This window comes from Streptomyces sp. NPDC001599 (assembly GCF_042893535.1).
Classification (GTDB): domain Bacteria; phylum Actinomycetota; class Actinomycetes; order Streptomycetales; family Streptomycetaceae; genus Streptomyces.
This window is the reverse complement of the sequence record NZ_JBIAVA010000021.1, coordinates 17,508-38,333: the sequence shown is the minus strand read 5'-3', so window position 1 is coordinate 38,333 and position 20,826 is coordinate 17,508. Positions and strand designations below refer to the sequence as shown.

The 20,826-nt window shown below is 73.1% G+C and carries 23 protein-coding genes; 9 read left to right on the top strand and 14 right to left on the bottom strand.

Translation table 11 applies throughout. The features are described from left to right. Positions 1-2 precede the first annotated feature (2 nt). The gene (locus ACFYZ3_RS34560) at positions 3-806 is read right to left on the bottom strand and encodes a ribonuclease BN (protein WP_361008772.1); all 804 of its coding nucleotides are present in this window, start codon (positions 804-806) and stop codon (positions 3-5) included. 153 nt (positions 807-959) lie between these two features. Here ACFYZ3_RS34560 and ACFYZ3_RS34555 point away from each other — a divergent pair, with 153 nt between their 5' ends. Further along, positions 960-2,117, top strand: a complete 1,158-nt coding sequence (locus ACFYZ3_RS34555; RefSeq protein WP_388526244.1) for an enolase C-terminal domain-like protein — start codon at positions 960-962, stop codon at positions 2,115-2,117. Between the two features lie 18 nt (positions 2,118-2,135). Here the strand turns inward: ACFYZ3_RS34555 and ACFYZ3_RS34550 are convergent, their stop codons facing one another. The 8 genes from ACFYZ3_RS34550 to ACFYZ3_RS34515 form a co-directional block, all read right to left on the bottom strand. Continuing rightward, positions 2,136-2,540 (bottom strand): hypothetical protein, encoded by a 405-nt coding sequence (locus ACFYZ3_RS34550; protein WP_361008776.1) that lies wholly within the window; start codon positions 2,538-2,540, stop codon positions 2,136-2,138. A gap of 98 nt (positions 2,541-2,638) precedes the next feature. Beyond that, positions 2,639-3,862, bottom strand: a complete 1,224-nt coding sequence (locus ACFYZ3_RS34545) for a cytochrome P450 (RefSeq protein WP_388526241.1) — start codon at positions 3,860-3,862, stop codon at positions 2,639-2,641. Next, on the bottom strand, positions 3,859-5,100 hold the full coding sequence (locus ACFYZ3_RS34540; protein WP_388526238.1) for a cytochrome P450: 1,242 nt from the start codon (positions 5,098-5,100) through the stop codon (positions 3,859-3,861). The genes ACFYZ3_RS34545 and ACFYZ3_RS34540 overlap by 4 nt, the downstream gene beginning before the upstream one ends. Further along, positions 5,097-5,738 (bottom strand): ATP/GTP-binding protein, encoded by a 642-nt coding sequence (locus ACFYZ3_RS34535; protein WP_388526235.1) that lies wholly within the window; start codon positions 5,736-5,738, stop codon positions 5,097-5,099. Before ACFYZ3_RS34535 ends, ACFYZ3_RS34540 begins: the two co-directional genes overlap by 4 nt. Next, on the bottom strand, positions 5,719-6,066 hold the full coding sequence (locus ACFYZ3_RS34530; protein WP_003971723.1) for a DUF742 domain-containing protein: 348 nt from the start codon (positions 6,064-6,066) through the stop codon (positions 5,719-5,721). The genes ACFYZ3_RS34535 and ACFYZ3_RS34530 overlap by 20 nt, the downstream gene beginning before the upstream one ends. Then, positions 6,063-6,470, bottom strand: a complete 408-nt coding sequence (locus tag ACFYZ3_RS34525; protein WP_003971722.1) for a roadblock/LC7 domain-containing protein — start codon at positions 6,468-6,470, stop codon at positions 6,063-6,065. Before ACFYZ3_RS34525 ends, ACFYZ3_RS34530 begins: the two co-directional genes overlap by 4 nt. Beyond that, a complete protein-coding gene (locus tag ACFYZ3_RS34520) occupies positions 6,467-8,059 on the bottom strand; it encodes an ATP-binding protein (protein ID WP_388526232.1) in 1,593 nt (530 codons plus the stop codon). The genes ACFYZ3_RS34525 and ACFYZ3_RS34520 overlap by 4 nt, the downstream gene beginning before the upstream one ends. A gap of 136 nt (positions 8,060-8,195) precedes the next feature. Then, entirely contained in the window at positions 8,196-8,906 is a 711-nt protein-coding gene (locus tag ACFYZ3_RS34515) for a GAF and ANTAR domain-containing protein (protein WP_388526229.1), read from the bottom strand. Positions 8,907-9,019: 113 nt separating this feature from the next. On the opposite strand from ACFYZ3_RS34515, the gene ACFYZ3_RS34510 reads away from it, so the two are divergent. Continuing rightward, positions 9,020-9,472 (top strand): MarR family winged helix-turn-helix transcriptional regulator, encoded by a 453-nt coding sequence (locus ACFYZ3_RS34510; protein ID WP_388526226.1) that lies wholly within the window; start codon positions 9,020-9,022, stop codon positions 9,470-9,472. Continuing rightward, entirely contained in the window at positions 9,469-11,190 is a 1,722-nt protein-coding gene (locus ACFYZ3_RS34505; RefSeq protein WP_388526223.1) for an MFS transporter, read from the top strand. The genes ACFYZ3_RS34510 and ACFYZ3_RS34505 overlap by 4 nt, the downstream gene beginning before the upstream one ends. Before the next feature lie 11 nt (positions 11,191-11,201). On the opposite strand, the gene ACFYZ3_RS34500 is transcribed toward ACFYZ3_RS34505, so the two are convergent. Beyond that, positions 11,202-12,101, bottom strand: coding sequence for an oxidoreductase (locus tag ACFYZ3_RS34500; RefSeq protein ID WP_388526220.1), 900 nt, complete (start codon positions 12,099-12,101; stop codon positions 11,202-11,204). Between the two features lie 115 nt (positions 12,102-12,216). On the opposite strand from ACFYZ3_RS34500, the gene ACFYZ3_RS34495 reads away from it, so the two are divergent. Continuing rightward, positions 12,217-13,077, top strand: a complete 861-nt coding sequence (locus ACFYZ3_RS34495; protein WP_388526217.1) for a helix-turn-helix domain-containing protein — start codon at positions 12,217-12,219, stop codon at positions 13,075-13,077. On the opposite strand, the gene ACFYZ3_RS34490 is transcribed toward ACFYZ3_RS34495, so the two are convergent. Next, complete coding sequence (locus ACFYZ3_RS34490) at positions 13,078-13,515, bottom strand: hypothetical protein (RefSeq protein WP_388526214.1); 438 nt, start codon at positions 13,513-13,515, stop codon at positions 13,078-13,080. Positions 13,516-13,664: 149 nt separating this feature from the next. Here ACFYZ3_RS34490 and nsrR point away from each other — a divergent pair, with 149 nt between their 5' ends. Both nsrR and ACFYZ3_RS34480 read left to right on the top strand, forming a co-directional pair. Then, entirely contained in the window at positions 13,665-14,111 is a 447-nt protein-coding gene (gene nsrR, locus ACFYZ3_RS34485) for a nitric oxide-sensing transcriptional repressor NsrR (protein ID WP_388526211.1), read from the top strand. Positions 14,112-14,185: 74 nt separating this feature from the next. Beyond that, on the top strand, positions 14,186-15,382 hold the full coding sequence (locus tag ACFYZ3_RS34480) for a globin domain-containing protein (RefSeq protein WP_388526208.1): 1,197 nt from the start codon (positions 14,186-14,188) through the stop codon (positions 15,380-15,382). 47 nt (positions 15,383-15,429) lie between these two features. On the opposite strand, the gene ACFYZ3_RS34475 is transcribed toward ACFYZ3_RS34480, so the two are convergent. Continuing rightward, positions 15,430-15,780: a hypothetical protein gene (locus ACFYZ3_RS34475; protein WP_115745742.1), complete on the bottom strand. Its 351-nt coding sequence runs from the start codon at positions 15,778-15,780 to the stop codon at positions 15,430-15,432. A gap of 175 nt (positions 15,781-15,955) precedes the next feature. Here ACFYZ3_RS34475 and ACFYZ3_RS34470 point away from each other — a divergent pair, with 175 nt between their 5' ends. Beyond that, positions 15,956-16,648: an adenosylcobinamide amidohydrolase gene (locus ACFYZ3_RS34470; protein ID WP_388526205.1), complete on the top strand. Its 693-nt coding sequence runs from the start codon at positions 15,956-15,958 to the stop codon at positions 16,646-16,648. 72 nt (positions 16,649-16,720) lie between these two features. Here ACFYZ3_RS34470 and snpA read toward each other — a convergent pair whose 3' ends face one another. Beyond that, positions 16,721-17,404 carry a snapalysin gene (gene snpA, locus ACFYZ3_RS34465; protein ID WP_388526202.1) on the bottom strand — a complete coding sequence of 228 codons (684 nt, stop codon included), beginning with the start codon at positions 17,402-17,404 and terminating at the stop codon, positions 16,721-16,723. A gap of 215 nt (positions 17,405-17,619) precedes the next feature. Between snpA and ACFYZ3_RS34460 the strand changes: the two genes are divergently transcribed. Both ACFYZ3_RS34460 and ACFYZ3_RS34455 read left to right on the top strand, forming a co-directional pair. Then, positions 17,620-18,606 carry a LysR family transcriptional regulator gene (locus ACFYZ3_RS34460; protein WP_361008808.1) on the top strand — a complete coding sequence of 329 codons (987 nt, stop codon included), beginning with the start codon at positions 17,620-17,622 and terminating at the stop codon, positions 18,604-18,606. A 66-nt stretch (positions 18,607-18,672) separates the two neighbouring features. Further along, positions 18,673-19,434, top strand: a complete 762-nt coding sequence (locus ACFYZ3_RS34455; RefSeq protein WP_388526199.1) for a PepSY domain-containing protein — start codon at positions 18,673-18,675, stop codon at positions 19,432-19,434. A gap of 76 nt (positions 19,435-19,510) precedes the next feature. Here ACFYZ3_RS34455 and ACFYZ3_RS34450 read toward each other — a convergent pair whose 3' ends face one another. Further along, positions 19,511-20,746: an MFS transporter gene (locus tag ACFYZ3_RS34450; RefSeq protein ID WP_388526197.1), complete on the bottom strand. Its 1,236-nt coding sequence runs from the start codon at positions 20,744-20,746 to the stop codon at positions 19,511-19,513. Positions 20,747-20,826 lie beyond the last annotated feature (80 nt).

Sequence of the window (20,826 nt, the reverse complement as noted above, 5' to 3'; positions counted from 1 at the left end):
CGTCAGTCCGGTCTCCGGTCGATGTTCCGCGCCCACCAGTGGTGCTCGCAGAACCAGTGCCCGACCATCGCGCCGCCGAAGACGACGAACCCGACCCCGATCAGCCAGGACTCCACCACCAGCACGATGCCGACCGTGCCGTAGCTGAACGCGTTGTCGAGGATCAGCGGCGTGAAGAAGAGGTACGAGAAGCCCCGCAGGCCGATCAGCCCCACCATCGTGGCGAACGCCCCCGGCAACAGGTCGCGCCAGCGGACCTGACCGCCCAGCAGGAAGTGCTGGCCCCACCAGAAGAACAGCATGCCGCTGGCGGTCGACAGCGCGATCCGCGCCGTACCGTGCAGCGCGGTCCGCGTCTGCACCTCCTGGTAGAGGTAGGCGGTCAGCATGATCACCCAGGTCATCTGGCGCCAGATGCGGTGCCACGGGCCGGAGGGCAGTTCCCAGATGCGCTCGTAGCCGTTCTGGACGCTCGCCGCGAAGGACACGCCGAACACGCCGAGCAGGATGCCGCCCCACACGCTCGTCGTGCCGACGACCTTGGTCGGCGGGCTGATGATGTCGGTCAGCACCTTCGCCGACCGCCCGGACAGCCCCATGCCGTCGGCCAGCCACGAGGCGAAGCCCCCGCGCCCCAGCGGGTCGGCCGCCGCCACCACGATCAGCAGCGGTGCCAGCGTGACCAGGGCGAGCGTGGCGAAGCCCATGGCCCTGTGCATCAGCTCCAGGTCCCGGCCGCGCCGGACCAGGGCGGACGCGGCCAGCCAGTCCCACACACGGTGGAACGGCCGCCACAACCGGTTCACGGGTGCTCCTCGGGCGTCCTTTCGATGGCTCGCGACGGGAAACTGAGTGACCCGGCCCGCGCCCGGACAAACGTCGGTTGACCCGGACGGCCCGCGCATGGACCGGACGGCGCGGGGAACCGGGCCCCGGTACGCGAAGGCGAGGAGTGCGCGATGACGTCGCTGACCGGCCCGGACACACCGGCACTGGACGAGTGCGTGGTCGACGCGGTCGACGTGCACGCCTTCGAGGTCCCCACCGACGGCCCCGAGGGCCGCGAGCAGGACGGCACCCTGGAGTGGGACGCCACGACCCTGGTCCTGGTGCGCGTGCACGCCGGCGGCCGCACCGGCATCGGCTACACCTACGCAGACGTGTCGGTGGCGTCCTTTGCGCACTCCGTGCTCGCGCCCGTCATCGAGGGCCGGCCGGTCTCCTCGCCGCCCGCGCTGTGGGAGCGGATGGGGGCGCGGATGCGCAACGCCGGCCGTCCCGGGGCCGGGGCGATGGCCCTGTCCGCCGTCGACGTGGCGCTGTGGGACCTGAAGGCACGGCTGCTGGGACTGCCGCTGGTCCACCTCCTGCCGGCCCACCACGACCGGGTGCCCGTCTACGGCAGCGGCGGCTTCACCAACTACCCGGTGGACCGCCTCACCGACCAGCTCGCCGGATGGGTCCAGGAGGGCATCGGGCGCGTGAAGCTGAAGACCTCGCGGGACCCGGAGGCCGACCCGCGGCGCCTGAGGGCCGTACGCCGGGCGGTCGGCGACGGGCCCGAGCTGTTCACCGACGCCAACGGGGCGCTCGGCCGCAAGGAGGCCCTGTACTGGGCGCACCGCTTCCACGACGAGTGGGACGTGCGCTGGTTCGAGGAGCCGGTCTCGTCCGCCGACCTGGAGGGGCTGCGGATGCTGCGAGAGCGGGGCCCGGCGAGGCTGGAGATCACCGCGGGGGAGTACGCCTTCACCGCGCAGGACTTCGCCAACCTGACCGAGGGACCGGCCGTGGACTGCCTCCAGGCCGACGTCACCCGGTGCGGCGGCATCACCGGAGTGCTGGAGGTCGCCGGCCTGTCCGCCGTCCGGCACCTGGACCTGTCCGCGCACTGCGCGCCCGCGGTGTCCGCCCACGCCTTCTGCGCCGTGCGCCGGCTGCGGCACCTGGAGTACTTCCACGACCACGTGCGCGTCGAGCGGCTGCTGTTCGACGGCGCCCCGTCGCCCGAGGGCGGGGCCCTGCGCCCCGACACCTCCCGGCCCGGTCTCGGCCTGGAGGTGAGGTGGGCCGACGCGGAGCCCTACCGGGTGCACGGGGTCCGGCCGCCGCGCTGACCCCGTGGATGGCCGGCGTCAGGGGTCGCTGCGCTCCTGCGCCTCCCGCATGCGCTCGTTGTGCCAGGCGACGGCCGCGCGTATCTGGGGCTCCTGGAGGCCCGTCCGGCAGCCGAGCTGGTCCATGGAGAGGGCCGGCGGGCCGGTGGTCAGGGCCCGGGTCAGCTTGGCCGCCCACAGCTCCTCGTCCACGAAGGGCCGGTGGGCGTACCCGTCCTTGATCACGTCGAAGTGGTCGTCCGAGCACGCGGTGATGAGCCGCAGCCCGTCGAACCACTCGTTGGTGGCGTGCACCGCGGAGGAGTCCGGCACGTAGCCCGTCACGGACTCGTCCTCGGGGAAGACCCTGGCGCACAGGTCGCACAGCTCCATGGGGACCGGCTTCGCGGCCCGGCGGTCCTTCCTGCCCTTGCGCTTCCACATGGCGACTCCCGGGGATCGGTGTCCGGAATGCCGGAGTTACCCGCGGGGCGGGATGCAAACGCCCCGCGGGTGGAGGAACGGGCCGCGGCCGGGCGGGGTCAGGCCAGCCTGACCGGCAGTTCGAACAGGTCGTTCTGCGTGACCACCGGCTTGTTGCGCAGCTTTGCTGCCGGCACCGCCAGGTCCAGGTGCGGGAAGCGGGCGTACAGGGCCGGGAGCGCCACGCCCGCCTCCATCCGGGACAGGGCCGCACCGGGGCACACGTGCGGGCCGTGGCCGAAGGAGATGTGCCGGTTCCCCGACGTGCGGGTGATGTCGAACCGGTCCGCCGACGGACCGTGCGCCCGCTCGTCGCGGCCCAGCGCGCCGTACGAGACGATGAGCGCGTCCCCGGCGGGTATCACCCGGTCGCCGACCGGGACGTCCTCGGTCGCGAACCGGATCAGGACGTGCGAGGTCGGCGTCGAGAAGCGCAGCGTCTCCTCGATCACGGCGGACCACTCCTCCTTGCCGGAGAGCACCAGGTCCCGCTGCTCGGGATGGGCGGACAGGTTGACGACGGCGTTGACGATCAGCGAGATCGTCGTCTCGTGCCCCGCGGCCACCATCAGCTGGAGGGTGGAGACGATCTCCGCGTCGGTGAGGCGGTCGCCGTCCTCGGACGCCTGGATCAGCGCACTCGTCAGGTCGTCCCCGGGGTTCGCGCGCTTCGCGGCGACCGTGTCGGCCATGATCGAGGCCAGCTCGGTGAGGGTCGCCACCACCTCCTCGGGCGGCGTCTGCGTCGAGAAGAACTTCTCGAACAGGACCTTCAGCCGCGGCAGCCGCGCCTCCTCGATGCCCATCAGGTCGGCGATGACGTACATCGGCAGCGGATAGGCGAAGGCGGCCTTGAGGTCGACGACGCCGCCGTCCGCGGGCAGCTCGTCGAGCAGCCGGTCGGTCAGCTCGGTGATCCGCCCCCGCATGTGCTCCACCCGGCGCACCGTGAGCGCCTGCGCCACCAGGGTGCGCAGCCGGCGGTGCTCGGCGCCGTCCACCGTGAGCATCGAGCGGCCGGGGTTCGCCAGCCCGATCAGCGGCCAGTCGGCGGGGATCTCCCCGCGCCGCCAGGCACCCCACACGTTGATGTCCTTCACCAGCCGCGGGTCCGTGAGCAGGGCCTTGGCCTCCGCGTGGTGCGTGACCGCCCACACGGGCACGCCGCCCGGCAGCTCCACGGCGGCGAGCGGCCCGGCCGCACGCAGCCGGGCACTCTCGCCGTCCAGGTCGGTGACGAACGGGTCCAGCGGGATCCGGGCTTCTTCGGTGCCGGTCGTCATGCTGACGTGCCTCCCAGGGCAGTGGTCGGGGTGAACCGCACGGGCAACTCGGTCAGCCCCCGCAGCCAGGGCGAGGGGCGACGGGTGAGGGACCCGGCGGGCACCGCCAGGTCGATGTCCGGCAGCCGGTCGAGCACGACCTCGATGCCGGTGCGCGCGATCACCTCGGCGACCTCCTGCGCGGGGAACGGGCAGCGGTGCTCGCCGTGGCCGAAGGAGAAGTGCGCGTTGTTGCCGCCGGTGAGCGCGGAGCCGTCGGTGCGGACCTGCGGGTCGGAGTTGGCGCCCTGCAGCCCGAGCAGCACCAGGTCGCCTGCCCGGATGCGGCGCCCGCCGAGCTGGGTGTCGCGGGCGGCCCAGCGGCCGGCCACGTTCTGCGTGGGCGTGTCCTCCCACAGCACCTCGTTCATGGCCTCGGCGACACTGTTGCGGCCACCGAAGAGGGAGGCGGCGAAGCGGTCGTCGGTCAGCATCAGGCGCAGCGAGTTGCCGATCCAGTCCGCGGTCGGCTGGTGGCCCGCGGCCATCATCACCATCAGGTCCTGGGCGACCTCCTCCTCGGTGAAGCCGCTTTCGTCGGCCAGCATCCGGGAGGCGACGTCGTCGGCGGGCGCCGCCTTCCGGTCGGCCAGCAGGCGCGCCATCGAGGTGGCGAGGTGCGTCTGGCCCGCCAGGGCCCGCTCCCTGCCGTCGATCATGTCGTTGAGCGCGGTGACCAGTGCCGGACCCTGCTCGTCGGGGAAGCCGTACAGGCGGGCCAGGACCCGGACCGGCAGCAGCATCGCGTAGTCGCCGACGAGGTCGGCCTCGCCCTTCGCGCACAGCCGGTCGACGAGTTCGTCGGCGAACCGCTCGGCGTGACCGCGCAGCAGGTGCGGGTCGACGGCCTCCAGCGCGTCGCTGATCATGGCGGCGCGTTCGCGGTGCCGCTCGCCGACCGTGTACAGGATCGACGGCTGCCTGCGGCCGATCATCGGCAGCAGCGGCCAGTCGTCCGGGATGTTCTCCCACTGGTTCCACAGCTCCGAGTCCCGGCTGAACAGCACCGGGTCGCCGGTCACCTGGTGCAGCTCGCGGTACCCGAGCACCAGCCACGCCGGTACGTCACCGTCCAGCACCACCGGCGTGACGGCACCGTGCTCGCGCCGCATCTGCCGGTACAGCAGGGCGGGATCGGTCTGGAAGCGGGGGCCGCCGAGCGGTACGGCGCCCGGGACGTCGTGGGCGTCGGTGCTCACGCGAACTCCTGTCGGGGCCGGGCGGCGGGACCGGCGTAGTGGGCCTGGAGGTGCTCGACCAGCGTGATCAGCACCCGCTTGCTGGATTCCCGGGACCTGGCGTCGCAGGAGACCAGCGGCACCCGCGGATCCAGGTCGAGGGCCTCGCGGACCGCCTCGGGGGGATGTTCCGGGCCGCCGAAGTCGTTGCAGGCGACGATGAACGGCGTGCCGTGGTGCTCCAGGCGGTCGATCGCGTACCAGGAGTCGTCGATGCGCCGGGTGTCCACGAGGACCACCGCGCCGAGCGTGCCCGAGAACAGCCGGTCCCACAGGAACCAGAACCGCTCCTGGCCGGGCGCGCCGAACAGGTACAGCACGTTGCGCGCGTCGAGGCTGATGCGGCCGAAGTCGAAGGCGACGGTCGTCGCGGACTTGCCGCGCACCTCGCTGATGTCGTCGACCGCCTCGCCGGCCTGCGTCATCGTCTCCTCGGTGTTGAGGGGGCGTATCTCGCTGACCGAGCGGACCATGGTCGTCTTGCCGACACCGAAGCCGCCCACGACCACGATCTTCAGACCGTTGTCGGCGGCCGCGCCCAGCGGGGTGCGGTCCGGGGCGCTCGCCGGGGTACGGGCGTCAGAGATTGCGGAGTCCAACGAGCACCTGCTCCAGGATGTCGGGATCGGGGACGGCTGCCGTGTACGGGTGGCGTGCGCTCACCCGGCCGGCGGCGTGCAGGTCGGAGAGCAGGATCTTGGTGATGCTCACCGGCAGCCGCAGTTCGGCGGCGATCTCCACGACGGCCGTGGGGGCCTCGGTCAGCCTCAGGATCGCCGTGTGCTCCGACTGCATGCCGGGCATCGGCGCGCACTCGGCGACCACGAGGGTGACCAGGTCGAAGGGGTTGTCGGGGCCCGAGCTGCTGCGTCCCTGGGTGACGGTGTACAGCCGGTCGGGCGCGTCGTCCCTGCCGGGGCGGCTCATGACGTGCGCGGCCGCGCGGTGAGGTGCTCGCCGAGCTGCTCGATCAGTTCGCTCATGTGGTGTCCGACGAGCCCCGCGTCCGCGTCCTCGGAGGTGACCACGGCGAGGTGCGCGCCCTCGCCGGCCTCCACGATGAACAGGATCCCGCCGTAGAACTCGGTCATCGCCGAACGCACCCCGCCGCTGCCGTCGCCGAACTCCACGGAGGCACCGTGGGACAGCGACTGGATGCCGGCGGCGATGGCGGCCAGTTGGTCGGCCTGGTCGACGGAGAGTTCCGGGGTGCGGCACAGCTTGAGTCCGTCACGGGAGAGGACGAGCGCGTGCCGCGCGCCCGGCGTGCGCTCCAGGAGGCCCTCGATGAGCCAGGTGAGCTTCTCGTCGGCGGTGGTCGAGCCGGTCATGGAGTGGTGTCGCCTTCCGGGTGCGCGGATGAGGGGGACGGGGAGTCGGGGGCCGTCGCGGCCGGTTCGGCGGCGGCGCCGGTGCTGGTGGTCCGAACGGCCTGGCGGAAGCTGCTGAAGCGGGCCGCGCGGGCCTTCGCGTCGTCGGCGGACGGCGTGGCGCGCGGCTCGGCGGCCCGGGTGGCGGCGCGGGCGCGTTCGGCGGCGGCGAGGGTACGGCCACGACGACGCTTGGGCAGTTCCGCGGCGGACCGGTCCAGTTCCCGGTCCTGCCCCTGTCGGTCCTGTTCCCGTGGGCCCTGGTCACGGTCCTGGTCCTGGTCGTGGTCGTGGTCGTGGTCCGCGAGATCGTGGACGGGCGGCGGCTCGGGGGTTACGTCGGCCGGGGCGGCCGGAGCGGGCTCGTCGGTGGGCGGTGCGGGGGTGTGCCGCCGGTCGTCCCGGACCTCCGGAGGCGTCGCCGCCGCCGGAGCCGCCCCCGGCGCTGTGGGGAGGGCGGGACCGCTCAGGATGTCCTGGGGGACGAGCATCAGTACGCCCGTACCTCCGCGCGCGGACGGCCGGAAGGACACCTTCAGCCCGTACTTGGCCGACAGCCGTCCCACCACGGCCAGTCCCAGCCGGGTGCCGGTCAGGCCGCCGAGCCCCGCCGTCTCACCGGCCACCGCCTGCTGCGCCCGGCGCAGTTGCACCTCGCCCATCACCAGCCCGCTGTCCTCCACGGACACGATGACACCGGCCGGCACCTCCTCCACGTACACGTGGATCTCCGCCGTCGGCGGGGAGAAGTTCGCGGCGTTGTCCAGGAGTTCGGCCAGGGCGTGCATGACGCCCTCGGCGGCGTGCCCGGCGACGGCGGTGTCGCTGCTGGAGTGCACGCGCACGCGCTGGTAGCCGGCGATCCGGCCCATGGCGCCGCGCAGAATGGACTCCATGCCGATCGGACGCGCCCAACGGCGCCCGGAGCGGGCGCCCGTGAGGACGGCGACGGAGTCGGCGAGCCGGCCCGCCTGTGCGGTGCGGTGGTCGAGGTGGAGCAGATCGGCGAGGACGGCCTCGTCACTGTGCCGCTCCTCCATGGCGCGCAGGTCGGCGAGCATGCCGGTGGCCAGCGCCTGCATCCGGCCGGCCGCGTTGGCGGTCGCGGAGACGGCGGCGGCCCGCTCGCCGGTCGCCTGCTTGAGGCGCGCCTCCAGCCGCGCCGTCTCCCCGGTGAGCCGTGCCACCTCCCGGTCCCGCTGCTCGGAGAGCCGCTCCCGCTCGCGCGTGAACTCGGCCACGAGGGCGTCCCGTTCACGTTCGGCCGTGGCCGCGGCCCGGGTCCGTTCGGCATCCGCCTGCGCCCGGGCGGCCGTCAGCAGCCGACGGGTGGCCCGTTCCGCGCGGACCGCGTGCACGGCCGCCGTCAGCGCCGCGCAGAGCAGGATCGCCGCGGCACCGGCGCCGAGTCCGAGCGGAAGGCGTACCGAGGAGGGCGCGGCGGCGACGGCCCCGCCGACGACGAGGGCCGACACGACGGCGCACGGCAGGGCCACTGCTGCGAGGGCGCGGGGAGTGGGGCGGTCGCCGGGGCGGGCGGGCGCGGTCATCAATCGGGTCCTCGCCTGGCCGCCGGAGCGGCCCTCGTGTCGTCCAACGGGGCGCATGCGAGCCGAGGGCTGTCACGCGGCACTCAACTGACGATCACTATACGAGGGTTCGTGATCCAGAAGAGCGGAAACTCGTTCATCTTTTGTCCGTCGGCTCAGGGAGGCCGCCCCGTTCGCAGACCTGTGCCGCCACCTCCCGGAGTTTGACGTTGTGGTTCTGCGAGTAGCGGCGCAGCGTGGTGAAGGCCTGGTCCTCGGTGAGGTGGTGTCTGCCCATGAGGATGCCCATGGCTTCTCCGATGGTGTGCCGGGTGCCGATCGCCTCCTGCAACTGGGCGTGCGTACGGGCGCTGGAGAAGGCGACCGCCGCGTGGGAGGCCAGCAGCCAGCCGGCCGTCTCGTCGGCCTCGGTGAACGCGCCGGGCCGGTAGGAGTACATGTTCAGCGCGCCGAGGTCCTCGTCCTCGGTGAACAGCAGGAACCCCATCATGCTGCCGAGGTTGAGCTTGCGTGCCTCGGGGACGTACTTGGGCCAGCGCCGCGCCTCGTCGGTGAAGTCGGCGATCCGGAACTGGCGTTCCCCCGTGGAACTGCGGGCGGCGTCGAAGCAGGGCCCCTCGCCCACCCGCCCCTGCAGTGCGTCGCTGTCGATCACCACCTGTTCGGTGGGCGCCAGTGACTGCACCCTGGTGCCCCGCAGGATGAGGATGCCGGCGGCGTCGCAGTCCTCCACCAGTTCCGTGGCCGAGGCGGTGATCCGTTCCAGTGTGTCGTTCAGCGATTCCTGGGCCAGCAGATCGCGTGCCAGCGAAGCCATCTGCTGTGCGAAGCCACGCCAGTCGTCCATACCGTCTTCTCCCTCGCTCTCGTGACGAGTGCCCCGCGGTGGCCGGAAGCAACAGGGCGGAGGCTGCCGCGGCCCATCTTGTTTCGTACTACATCTAAATGCATAATGCGCTTATGGACACGTCACCGGAGGGCCCGGACGACCTGATCATCGCCGTGGAGCAGATGATCCGCTACGTGCGGCAGAGCGCCCGGACCGGCGGCCTGAGCACCGCGGCCTCCTCGACGCTGGCCAGGCTGAGCCGCGAGGGCCCCCAGCGGCTGACCGAGCTGGCCAGGGCCGAGGGCGTCTCCCAGCCGAACATGACCCAGCTCGTCACGCGTCTGGAACGCGCGGGCCTGGCCCGGCGCACCGCCGACGCGAGCGACGGCCGGGGCGTGCTCGTGGCGGTGACGTCCGCCGGCATCGAGGTCCTGGACCGGCGCCGCGCCGAGCGTGCCCGGGCCCTCCGCCGGCTCATGGAGGACATGACCGGGCCGGAGCGGCAGGCCACCACCACCGCGCTCCTGGCGCTGGCCCGGGTCATCCACCACCGTCAGCAGACCCCGGAGGAAGACCGCGCATGAGTGCACCACGTGGAAAGGCCGCCAGTCCCTTCCGGCAGCCGAAGGCCGTCTGGGCGGTCGCCTTCGCCTGCGTCATCTCGTTCATGGGCATCGGCCTGGTCGACCCGATCCTGCCGGCGCTGGCCGAAAGCCTCGACGCCACCCCCAGCCAGGTCTCCCTGCTGTTCAGCAGCTACCTGATCGTCACCGCCGTCGCCATGCTCTTCGTCGGCTGGGTCTCCAGCCGCATCGGCGCCAAGCGCACCCTGGTCACCGGCCTCGCCGTCATCGTCGTCTTCGCCGCCCTGGCGGGTGCCACCGGCTCCATCAACGGCATCGTCGGCTTCCGGGCCGGCTGGGGACTGGGCAACGCCCTGTTCATCGCCACCTCCCTCGCGGTCATCGTGGCCTCGGCCAGCGGCGGCTTCAGCGGCGCGATCATCCTCTACGAGACCGCCCTGGGGCTCGGCATCGCCGTCGGCCCCCTGCTCGGTGGCGAACTGGGCGGCATCAGCTGGCGCGGCCCCTTCTTCGGCGTCGCCGCCCTGATGGCCGTCGCCCTGATCGCCACCCTCGCCTTCGTCCCCGACCTGCCCAGGCCCAAGAAGGTCACCTCACCGCTCGCCCCGCTGAAGGCCCTGCGCCACCGCGGCCTGCTCACCATGGGCATCATGGCCCTGCTGTACAACTGGGGCTTCTTCACCATGCTCGGCTACGCCCCGTACCCGATGGAGCTGGACGCCCACGAACTCGGCCTGGTCTTCACCGGCTGGGGCCTGCTGGTCGCGGCCTTCAGCGTCTTCTTCGCCCCCCGCCTCCAGGCCCGCTACGGCACCGCCCCCGTCCTCTACGCCAACCTGCTCGGCCTCGCCGTCGTCATGGCCGTCATAGCCGCCGGCGTCACCGACCCCACCACCGTGATCGTCGCGGTCGTCGTCAGCGGCGCCTTCATCGGCATCAACAACACCCTCACCACGCAGGCGGTCATGCTCGTCTCGCCGGTGGAGCGCCCCGTGGCCTCCTCCGCGTACGGCTTCCTGCGCTTCATCGGCGGCGGGCTGGCCCCCTACGTCGCCGGAAAGCTCGCCGACGCCACCGACCTGAGCGTCCCCTTCTACCTCGGCGCCGCCACCTTCCTCCTCGCCGTCCCCGTCCTGGCCAGCGGCCACCGACTGCTGCGCCGGGCCGAGACGGACACCGGCGAGGGAGAGTCCGTGCCCCCGGCGCTCACCCCCGTCGGGGCCCCGGCGGCGACCGACGCGCCCCCCGTGGTCGTGGCCGTCGGAGCCCACCGCGAGGCAGCCGCCGTCGTGGACGCCGCGGCCCGCCTCGCCCGTGACACCGCGAGCCCCCTCGAGGTCGTCCACGTACGGCGGACCGCCGTCGTCGAGGAACAGGCCGCCGACACCGAGACCGACGACCAGGCGAAGGCCGCCGTCACCGCGCACCTCGACCGGCTCGGCGGCATGGGGGTGGCCGCCACCGGCCAGATCCTCACCGGCGTCGGCGACCATGCCGCCGAGGGCCGCGCCCTGGCCCGGCACGCCGCCGAGGTGGGGGCCCGCACGGTCGCGGTCGGCCGCTCCCCGCGCGGCCCGCTGGTCCAGTTCGCCGACGGCAGCTTCACCAGCGCCCTCACCCACGCGGCCACCTGCACCGTCGTACTCCTCGCCCCGGACGCGGACCCGCGCCCCCTGACGGCGCGGTCCCTGACGGAGCTACGCGCCGAGGCACGGTGAGCGGCCTCTGTTCAGGACGTCCGCTCCAGGTCGGTGCTGCGGGTGAGGACCTCGTTGGCGTCGATCTCGTGCCGCAGTCGTTCCAGGCGGGCGCGGGCGCCGGCGAGCGCGTCCGAACCGAGCAGGAGCCGCAGCGGCGGAGTCGTGGCGTCCACGGCGGTGGCGATCGCGGCGGCGGCGCGGACGGGGTCGCCGGGCTGGCGGCCGGAGACCGCCAGGGTGGCGGCCCGGCGCCTGCCCGCGGTCTGCTCGTAGTCCTCGAGCCGCATCGGCGACTGCCGCATCGACGTTCCGGCCCACTGCGTGCGCAGGCCCCCGGGCTCGACGATGGTGACCGCGATGCCGAGCGGCGCGACTTCCGCGGCCAGCGACTCGGACAGCCCTTCCAGGGCGAACTTGGTCGCGTGGTAGTGGCCTGTCGCCGGGAAGGCCGCGAGACCGCCGAAGGACGAGATGTTCACGATCCGCCCCGAGCGGCGCTCCCGCATACCGGGCAGCACGGCCTTCAGGACGGCGACCACGCCGTGCACGTTGGTGTCGTACAGGGCGCGCACCGCGGCGTCCTCACCTTCCTCGACGGCGGCGAGGTAGCCGTATCCGGCGTTGTTGACCAGGACGTCGATGCGTCCGAACTCCTGCTCGGCCCGCTCGACGGCGGCGGCGACCGAGGCGGGGTCGGTGACGTCCAGGCGCAGGGCGAGCGCGCGGCCCCCGTGGGCCTCCACGAGGGCGGCGACGTCCGCCGTGTCACGGGCGGTGACGGCGACCCGGTCGCCGCGCTCCAGGGCGTGCCGGGCAAGGGCGCGCCCCAGGCCGCCCGAGCATCCGGTGATCAGCCAGACCGGCGTCCCCCCGGACGCGCCGGAGATGCGGGCGGGGTCGTCGTCCAGTGCGGTGGTTCGATTCCTCATGCCCCCATTGCAGCCGGACGCGGGGCGGCGGTGCCACACCTCCTCGAGGGTGGCCCCCGGAGGGTCTGCCGGCGGCCTCGTCGCAGGTGGTCCGGCACCCGGTACAGTCGGCCCGATGTCCCGTGACGACCACACCGACGGCAATCCGATCGGTTCCTTCCTGCGCAGCCGCCGGGAGCGGATCGACCCCGCCTCCGCGGGCGTCGTCGACAACACGCGGCGGCGGGTCAAGGGCCTGCGCCGCGAGGAGTTGGCGCTGCTCGCCGGGGTGAGCCCCTCCTACTACAGCCGTATCGAGCAGGGCCGGGACCGGCATCCCTCCCGCGAAATCCTCCAGGCCCTGGCCGACGTGCTGCACCTGGACGACACCGAGCGGGCCTACCTCTGGTCCCTGGTCGCGCCGTCCCTCGCACCCGCGAACGACGGGGCGACGGCCCCGGCCGACACCGTCCGGGCGGGGGTGCGGGTCCTGCTGGAGCGCTGGTCCGACCTGCCCGCCTTCGTCGTCGGTCCCCGCCGTGACGTCCTGGCCGCCACCGCTCTCGCGCGCCGTGTCAACCCGGCGTGGAGCCCGGGACACAACCTCGTCGAGTTCACCTTCCTCGACCCGCGGGCCCGGCAGGTCTACCCGGACTGGGAGGAGATCGGCCTCCAGGCGGTCGCGGGCCTGCGCACCACCGCGGCCGCCAGGCCCGCGGAGCTCGCCGGGTTCGTGGCGGCCCTGCGCGGGCGCAGTGAGGAGTTCCGGGCCCTGTGGGACTCCCACGACGTGTACGACCGCGTGACGGGCCGCAAGCGCCTCGCGGTCGACGGTGTCGGGATCCTCTCCCTCGACTTCGAGACGTTCGCACTCGCCGGCCCCGAAGGGCACGTGCTGTACGTGTACTTCCCGCGGCCGGGCGGTGCGGACGACACGGCGCTGCGGTCCCTCGCGCGCGCGGAGACCGCCGGCCCGCCGGCGTCGCCCGGGATCTGATCAGGCGTCGCCGCCCAGGGACCGTCTCAGCCGGTCGGCGGCCTCCGGCGGCTGGATGCGCATGCCGGGGCGCCGGCGGTGCACGGTCAGGTACGTCACCCCGTCCGGCCCGGCGAGGACGGCCCGGGTCGAGCCGTGCGGCAGCCAGGTCAGGACGCCCGCGCGCAGGGGGTGCTCGCCGTCGGTGGAGTCGAGGCGGGCCGCGCCCTCGAGGACGAGGAGCAGGACGTCGAGGTCGGGCTCGGTGTGGGTGTCCACCCGGCCGCCGACGGGGAGGCGGACGACGTTGGCGTCGAGCTGCCGGCCCGGTTCCGCCAGCTTCCACAGGGCGCCGGCCGGCGCGTCGCCGCCCAGGGAAAGGAGCTCCGCCGTGTCGCACAGGACCCGGGGGAGGGGAGGGCCCGCAGTGCCCGGGGAGCCGCCGTCTTGCGCTGCCATCAGGTGCCGCCGTTCCGTGTGACCAACCCTGCCCGTACGCCGCCCTGTTGGGCGGTCCCTGCCGGGGCGGCCGGTCCAGTGACGCACCGCACAGGCTCAGTGCCCCGGGTAAAGGCGAATCTAGCATGCGCATTTGATAGCGTCCTGGTGTGCGGCTGACGAAGTTCACCGACCTGGCGCTGCGTTCGGTCATGCGCCTGGCGGTCGTGAGAGACGGTGACGAACCACTGGCCACCCGAGAGGTGGCCGAGGTCGTCGGCGTGCCGTACACGCACGCGGCGAAGGCCATCACCCGCCTGCAGCACCTGGGTGTGGTGGAGGCGCGACGCGGCCGGGGCGGCGGGCTGACCCTGACCGGCCTGGGCCGGCGCGCGTCCGTGGGCTGGCTGGTGCGCGAACTCGAAGGCGAGGCCGAGGTGGTCGACTGCGAGGGGGACAACCCCTGCCCGCTGCGCGGGGCCTGCCGGCTGCGCCGTGCGCTGCGCGACGCCCAGGAGGCGTTCTACGCGGCGCTCGACCCGCTGACCGTGACCGACCTGGTGGCCTCGCCGACCGGCCCGGTCCTGCTCGGCCTGACGGACCGCCCCTCGGGATGACGGGGCGGCGGTCCCGGAAGGCCGTCGAGCCATGACCCAAAACTCGAATATCATCTACCAATTAAGGAGTCGCTGTGCTCTCCGAACAGTCCGTTCCCGTGGTCCGAGCCACTCTTCCCGCCGTCGGAGCGGCCATCGGCGACATCGCCGACCTGTTCTACCGCAAGCTCTTCGACGCCCACCCCGAGCTGCTGCGGGACCTGTTCAACCGGGGGAACCAGGCCAACGGCGAGCAGCAGCGGGCTCTCGCGGGCTCGGTCGCCGCCTTCGCCGGCCTGCTGCTGGAGAACCCGGACGAACGCGCCGACGTGATGCTCTCCCGCATATCGCACAAGCACGCCTCGCTCGGCATCACCCCCGACCAGTACACGATCGTCCACCGGCACCTCATGGACGCCGTCGTCGACGTGCTCGGCGACGCCGTCACCCCGGAGGTCGCCCGGGCCTGGGACGAGGTCTACTGGCTGATGGCCAACGCCCTCATCGCCCTGGAGGCCCGCCTCTACGCCGAGAAGGGCGTCGCGCAGGGAGACGTCTGGCGCTCCATGGAGATCCTCGACCGGGTCGAGGAGGGCGCCGACGCGGTCTCGCTCGTCCTGGGGCCGACCGACGACCGTCCCGTCGTGCCGTTCCAGCCGGGTCAGTACGTCAGCGTCCAGGTCGAACTGCCCGACGGCGCCCGGCAGATCCGCCAGTACAGCCTGTCCGCCGCGCCCGGCCGGTCCGACTGGCGCATCACCGTCAAGCGCGTCCGGGGCGACGGACAGCCGGACGGCGAGGTCTCCTCCTGGCTGTACGCCAACGCCCGCAAGGGCGACCTGCTCAACGTGTCGCTGCCGGCCGGGGACCTGGCCCTGGCGGAGCACGACGGCCCGCTGCTGCTGGCCTCCGCCGGTATCGGCGTGACACCGATGCTCTCGATGCTCGACCACCTGGCCGCCGCCGGTGCCACCCGTCCGGTGACCGTCGTGCACGCCGACCGCACCCCCGACCACCACGCCCACCGGCAGGAGCAGCTCGACCTGGTACGCACGCTGCCCGACGCCCGGCTCCACCTCTGGTACGAGGAGCCCGGCGACCGGGCGCCGGAGGCGTCCACCGGCCGCGCCGACCTGACCGGCCTCGACCTCCCCGAGGACCTCACGGTCTACCTGTGCGGCCCGGTGCCCTTCATGCGCGCGGTCCGCGGCGACCTGCTGCGCCGCGGGGTGCCCGCCGAGGCCATCCACTACGAGGTCTTCGGCCCCGACCTCTGGCTCGGCCGGCAGTAGCGGCGGTGGCGGCCGCCGATGCCCGCCGCGGAACTCCGGTACGGGCGTTAGGCCGCGGCGGTGAACGCGGTGCTGATCGCGGTGTCGACGCGGGCGTGCACCACCAGGCGCGGCCCCGAGGAGTCGGCGTTGTCCTCGAGCAGCCGCCGGACGGGCGCGCTGTGGGTCACGACGGACATCAGGACACCGAGCCGCCCGCACCACTGATGGGCCCGGAGCACCGCGCTGACCGCGGCGTGGCCGCCCGCCCGCTCGGTCAGGACGATGACGACGGGGGTCGGCTGATGGGCGTCGACCAGGTTGGTGATGTGCGTGGTCAGCGTGGCCCGCCCGGCGATACCCGGGTCCTGGTCCACCGTGATGACCAGGACCCCATGCTCCAGGGTGTGGGACAGCATCGCGGCCTCCGATCCGTCGCCTGGTGGCGAAGTTGTGTTCAGTGAAGGTGCCCGGACCCGGGTCCGCAATGCGCCCCGCGACGGACCGGCCGGCCGGCCGCCGGGACACCGGCCCCGAGTACGATCGTCCGGTCCGCCTCCGACCTGCGCCGATCACCGCTGGGAGCCCCCGCCCGTGCCCGCCCTCCTGCCGCCGCCCCGCACCGGGGCCGACCGCCTGCCGGCCCCGGAACACCTGACCCGGGTGGAGGACGGCGAACGGCTGCACGCCCTGCTGTGGCGCCCGGGGCCGGGCTGGCGGATGGTGAGCAGCGCCGTACTGGGCGGCGGGACCGGGGAGCGTGCGTGGGTGCTCAACGCCCAGGTCGCCCACGGCTACCGGCGCACCGACCCCGCACGGCACCTGGCCGACCTGGCCCGTGCCGCCGGGGCCCGCGGGCCGGGCGTGGGCCTGATGACGGCCGCCGACGTGTCCGCCCACGGCCGGGCGCGGGACGGCGGGGCCGAGGCCGTGGCGACCGCCGGTGTCTCGGTGCGGGGCTGGGCGGCCGCGCCGGAGGAGGGCGCCACCGGGGCCGCGCCGCCCGGAACGATCAACATCGTCGCCGCGCTGCCGGTCGCACTGAGCGACGCCGCCCTGGTCAACGCGGTGATGACGGCGACCGAGGCCAAGGTCCAGGCGTTGCTCGACGCCGGTCTCGACTGCTCCGGCACCCCCACCGACGCGGTCTGCGTCGCCGCCCGGGCCCCGGGCGGCGACGCCGCGGTGCACGCCTTCGCGGGGCCCCGTTCCGAGTGGGGCGCCCGGCTGGCCCGGGCCGTCCACCGGGCGGTACGCGCCGCGCTCCCCGCCGCCGGGCACCCCTGAGCGGAGCGCCCCCGGGCACACGCGTGTGTGGGCGGCCCGCCCGGGCCGCCCACACGGTGTCCGCCAAGGACGTCAGCGCTGGGAGGCCTTCTCCAGCGCCTTGTCGAGGGCGGCCTGGAAGCCGTAGGCCCACAGCTGGTTCACCCGGCTGCGCTCGGTGGAGTTCGGGTAGGGGTTGGTGCAGGACGGGCCGGGGCCGCCGCCCGACATCAGCTCGCTGCACGGCCCGGAGTAGTGGTCGGGCAGGCCGAGCACGTGCCCGGTCTCGTGGGCGGTCACGCGGGTCGAGTCGTACTGCTGGTTCTGGCGGTAGTCGAGGAAGATGTAGCCGCTGCCGTGCCCGTCCGTGGAGGCGTACGAGCCGCGCGAGTCGTTGCCCTCGTAGTACGCGAAGTCGGCGCCGGAACTCGACTCCGCGAGCCGCACGTTGGACACCGAGCTGTTCCAGATCTGGGCGGAGCGGGATATCTGGGAACGGAAGCTCGGCGCGTTGGTGGCGCTGTAGTAGACGGTGACGGCCGCGGCGGCGGACGGGTTGGCGGCGCGCTTCTCGGCGACGGACTTGACGACCGCCTCGAAGAACGCCCGGTTGGCGGCCGCGTCCTCGCCCGAGCCGGCCGAGGGCTGGTAGCCGAACTGGGCGGCTCTGACCGGCTCCTGGGGCGCCGAGGCCGTCGCGGCGGGACCGGTGCCGAGCACGGCGGCCGTCAGGCCGAGACCGACCGCGGTGGACAGCAGGGGCAGGGTGATACGCATCGATGACTCCTTGAGTGGGGGAGTGGGGAGAAGTCGTCATCGGTGAGTGTGGGGCGCCCATGAGCCCGCTGTGATGATGGCAGCAGGTGATAGGGCCGGGCTATCACCCCCCGCTCGGCCACTCGTTGCGGCTTTGACCAGAGTGCAGAACTCGCCCTGATCCGCCGCGTTTTGTTCACCTGGCGCAACCAACTGTTCCGCTTTACGCTCCCTGCATGGAGCTCGAGGTGAGGCACCTACGCGCACTGTGCGCCATCGCCGACGCCGGCAGCCTGCACCGGGCGGCACGCCAACTGGGTGTCGCGCAGCCCACGTTGAGCACCCAGTTGGTCCGCATCGAACAGGCCCTGGGAGGACCGCTGTTCACCCGGGAGCGCACCGGCTGCCGCCCCACCCCGCTCGGCCGCACCGTGCTCGGCCGGGCCCGTCCGCTGCTGGCCGACATGAGCACCCTGGTCCGCGAGGCCCGGGCCGCCGCGGCCGGCGGCGACAGCAGGCTGCGGGTCGGCTCCACGGCCAGCCGGGCCCTGGCCGGCTGGCTGCGCCGGCTCAGACGGCCGGGCCTGGAACCGACCCTGCAGATGGACGTCTCCGCCAACGCGCTGCTGCGCCGGGTGACCGACGGGCAGCTCGACGTCGCCTTCGTGCACGAGGTCGAGGGCTGTGCGCTGCACATCCCCGAGGGCCTGCGGCTGCGCGTCCTGGTCGAGCGCGAACCGCAGTTCGTCATGCTCCCCGCCGACCACCCCGCGGCCGTCCGGCCCGTCGTCCGCCTCGCCGACCTCGCCGACGACCGGTGGATGGTCGACCCCACCGTCGACGGCGAATGGGACGGCGTGCACCGCATGCTGCGCGCCGTCGGCCTCAACCCCCGGGTGCTGCACGGCGACTACCACACGGCCGCCTCCCTGGTCGCCACCGGCGAGGTCGTCACGGTCTGCCAGCCCAGCTCCCAGTCCCGCCCCGACATGGCGGTGCGGCGCCTGTACGGCGACCCCCTCGGCGTACGCCTGCTGCTGGCCGCCCGCACCCGGGCCGAGCTGGACGCCGTCTTCCCCGCCCTGGAGGACGCGTACTGGGAGGTCGCCCGCCAGTCCACCGCGTACCGGGAGTGGCTGGAAGGCGGCGGGATCCGGACGCTGCCCCGATGCCCCGTGACCGCCGCGGGAGGCGGCCGGGTGGAGTTCGTGCGGGCCCGCTGAAGCCAGAAGGGTGATTTTCATACCGGTCCGGTGTGTCTGCGTGACGGAGCGGTTACGGACAGCATCATGAGCTCTGCACGACGACTTCCCCCCTTGCGTTCGCTGGCCGTGACCGGTGCCCTGGGCGCCTCCGTCCTGCTGCTGACGGCCTGCACGAACGCCGATACGAACCGTTCCAGCGTCGCGGAGGCGGCCCAGACCGAATCCCCCTCCGCCACCGACACCGCGTCCGCGTCCCCCTCCGGCTCCCCGTCGGCCTCGATGAACGAGGACCAGACCGAGCGCAAGGAGCTTGTCTCGGCGACGAAGGTCACCTGGGACAAGGCCGCCGACACCGCCGTCAAGGAGGTCCCCGAGGGCAAACTCGTGGACCTCGAACTCAAGCGCACGGAGGCCGACGCGACCGCGTCGCCGTCCGGTTCGCCGACCGGATCGGCGAGCCCCAGCATGCCGAACCCCGCACCCAGTGAGGGCGCCCCGGAGTGGGAGGCCAAGGTCGCCCAGTCCGACGGCACCCTGCACCGCATCGACATCGACGCGGTGAGCGGCAAGGTCTTCCGCACCATGGTCGACCCGGACCAGGACCCCGACGACAAGACCCAGGTCACCGGGTGGCTGGACAAGGCCAAGCAGACCCCGGAGCAGGCGGTCAAGGCGGCCACCGCCAAGGCCAAGGGCACCGTCACCCACGTCGAACTCGGCGACAACGACGACCAGCAGGTCGTCTGGAGCGTCGACGTGGTCGACAAGAGCAACTGGAACAAGACCACCGTCGACGTCGACGCGGCCAACGGCAAGGTGCTCGGCCAGAAGGTCGACAAGGACTGATACACAGGCCCCCGGACACCGACGGGAGCAGCGGGCCGCGCGGCCCACTGCTCCCGTTTCTCATGTCCTCAGTGCGTCACCCGGCCGGCTCGTTCCCGCCGCCGCGCGGCAGCGTCAGCACGGCCAGGAAGCCGAGGACCGCCACCGCGGCGAAGAAGTAGAAGCCCCACGGGTGCCCCACCCCCGACGCGACCAGCGCGCCGGTGATCGACGGGCCGACGATCGAGCCGATCCGGCCGATGCCGGACGCGGAGCCGAGCGCGGTGCCGCGCACGGACGCCGGGTAGTAGTGCGTCACATAGGCGTAGACCAGCACCATGGCCGAGAAGACGAACACACCGGTGAAGAAGACGACCACGTTGAGCAGCAGGTCGCTCTCCATCTTGATGCTCAGGCACCCCAGCATGAGCACCGAGACCGCGAACCAGACCATGGTGGTGCCCTTGATGCCCCGCCGGTCGGCGACGTACCCGCCGAGGACCAGGCCGACGACGCCGCCGATGTTGAGGACCAGGAGTTGGGTCACGGCCGTCGGCACGGGGTAGCCCGCGTCGTTCATCAGCTTGGGCAGCCAGGTGTTGAGGCCGTAGACCAGCAGCAGGCCCATGAACGAGGCGACCCAGATGCCGATGCCCGCGCGCAGGTACGCCGGCTTGAGCAGCTCGGTGAACGGCACCCGCCGCGCCCCGTCCCGCCTGGCCCGCTCGAAGGCCGCCGACTCCGGCAGCTTGAACCACTGGATCGCGGCGATCACCAGGCCGACGACGCCGAGCAGGTAGAAGAGGATCTCCCAGTTGTCGGTCACCTGGAGAGCCAGCAGCGAGGTGATCACCGCACCGGTGTGGTAGCCGGTCATGGTGAGCGTGCTGGCCCGCGCCCGACGGCTGGCCGGCATGTGCTCGGACATCATCGTGAGGGAGACCGGCATGCAGGCGCCCAGGCCCAGACCGGCGAGGAGGCGCAGTGCGGCGAACATCGCGACGGAGTTCGCCAGCGGCACCACGATCGTGAGGACCGAGAAGAGCACGACCGAGCCGATGAGCAGGCGGCGGCGGCCCAGCCGGTCGGCCAGCGGGCCGACGCAGACCGCGCCGATCGCGACGCCCACCAGCGAGAGCGTCGCGATGGTGGTCGCGTCGCCCGCGGTCATGCCGAGGTGGTGGGTCTTGAGCAGGGTGGGGATGATGGCGCCGAGGACGACGAGGTCGTAGCCCTCGAGCAGGACGGTGATCCAGCACAGGATCACCGTCCAGGTGCCGCCGACGGCGCGGCCGGTCTGCGCGGGCGCGCCGGACGTGGTGGTGGAAGCCATGATGACTCTCCCCCCGGGGACGGGTGTGAGTGAGCGGAGCCGGACCGGCCGGACCGGCCGGGGCGGCCGGTGGGGACCGG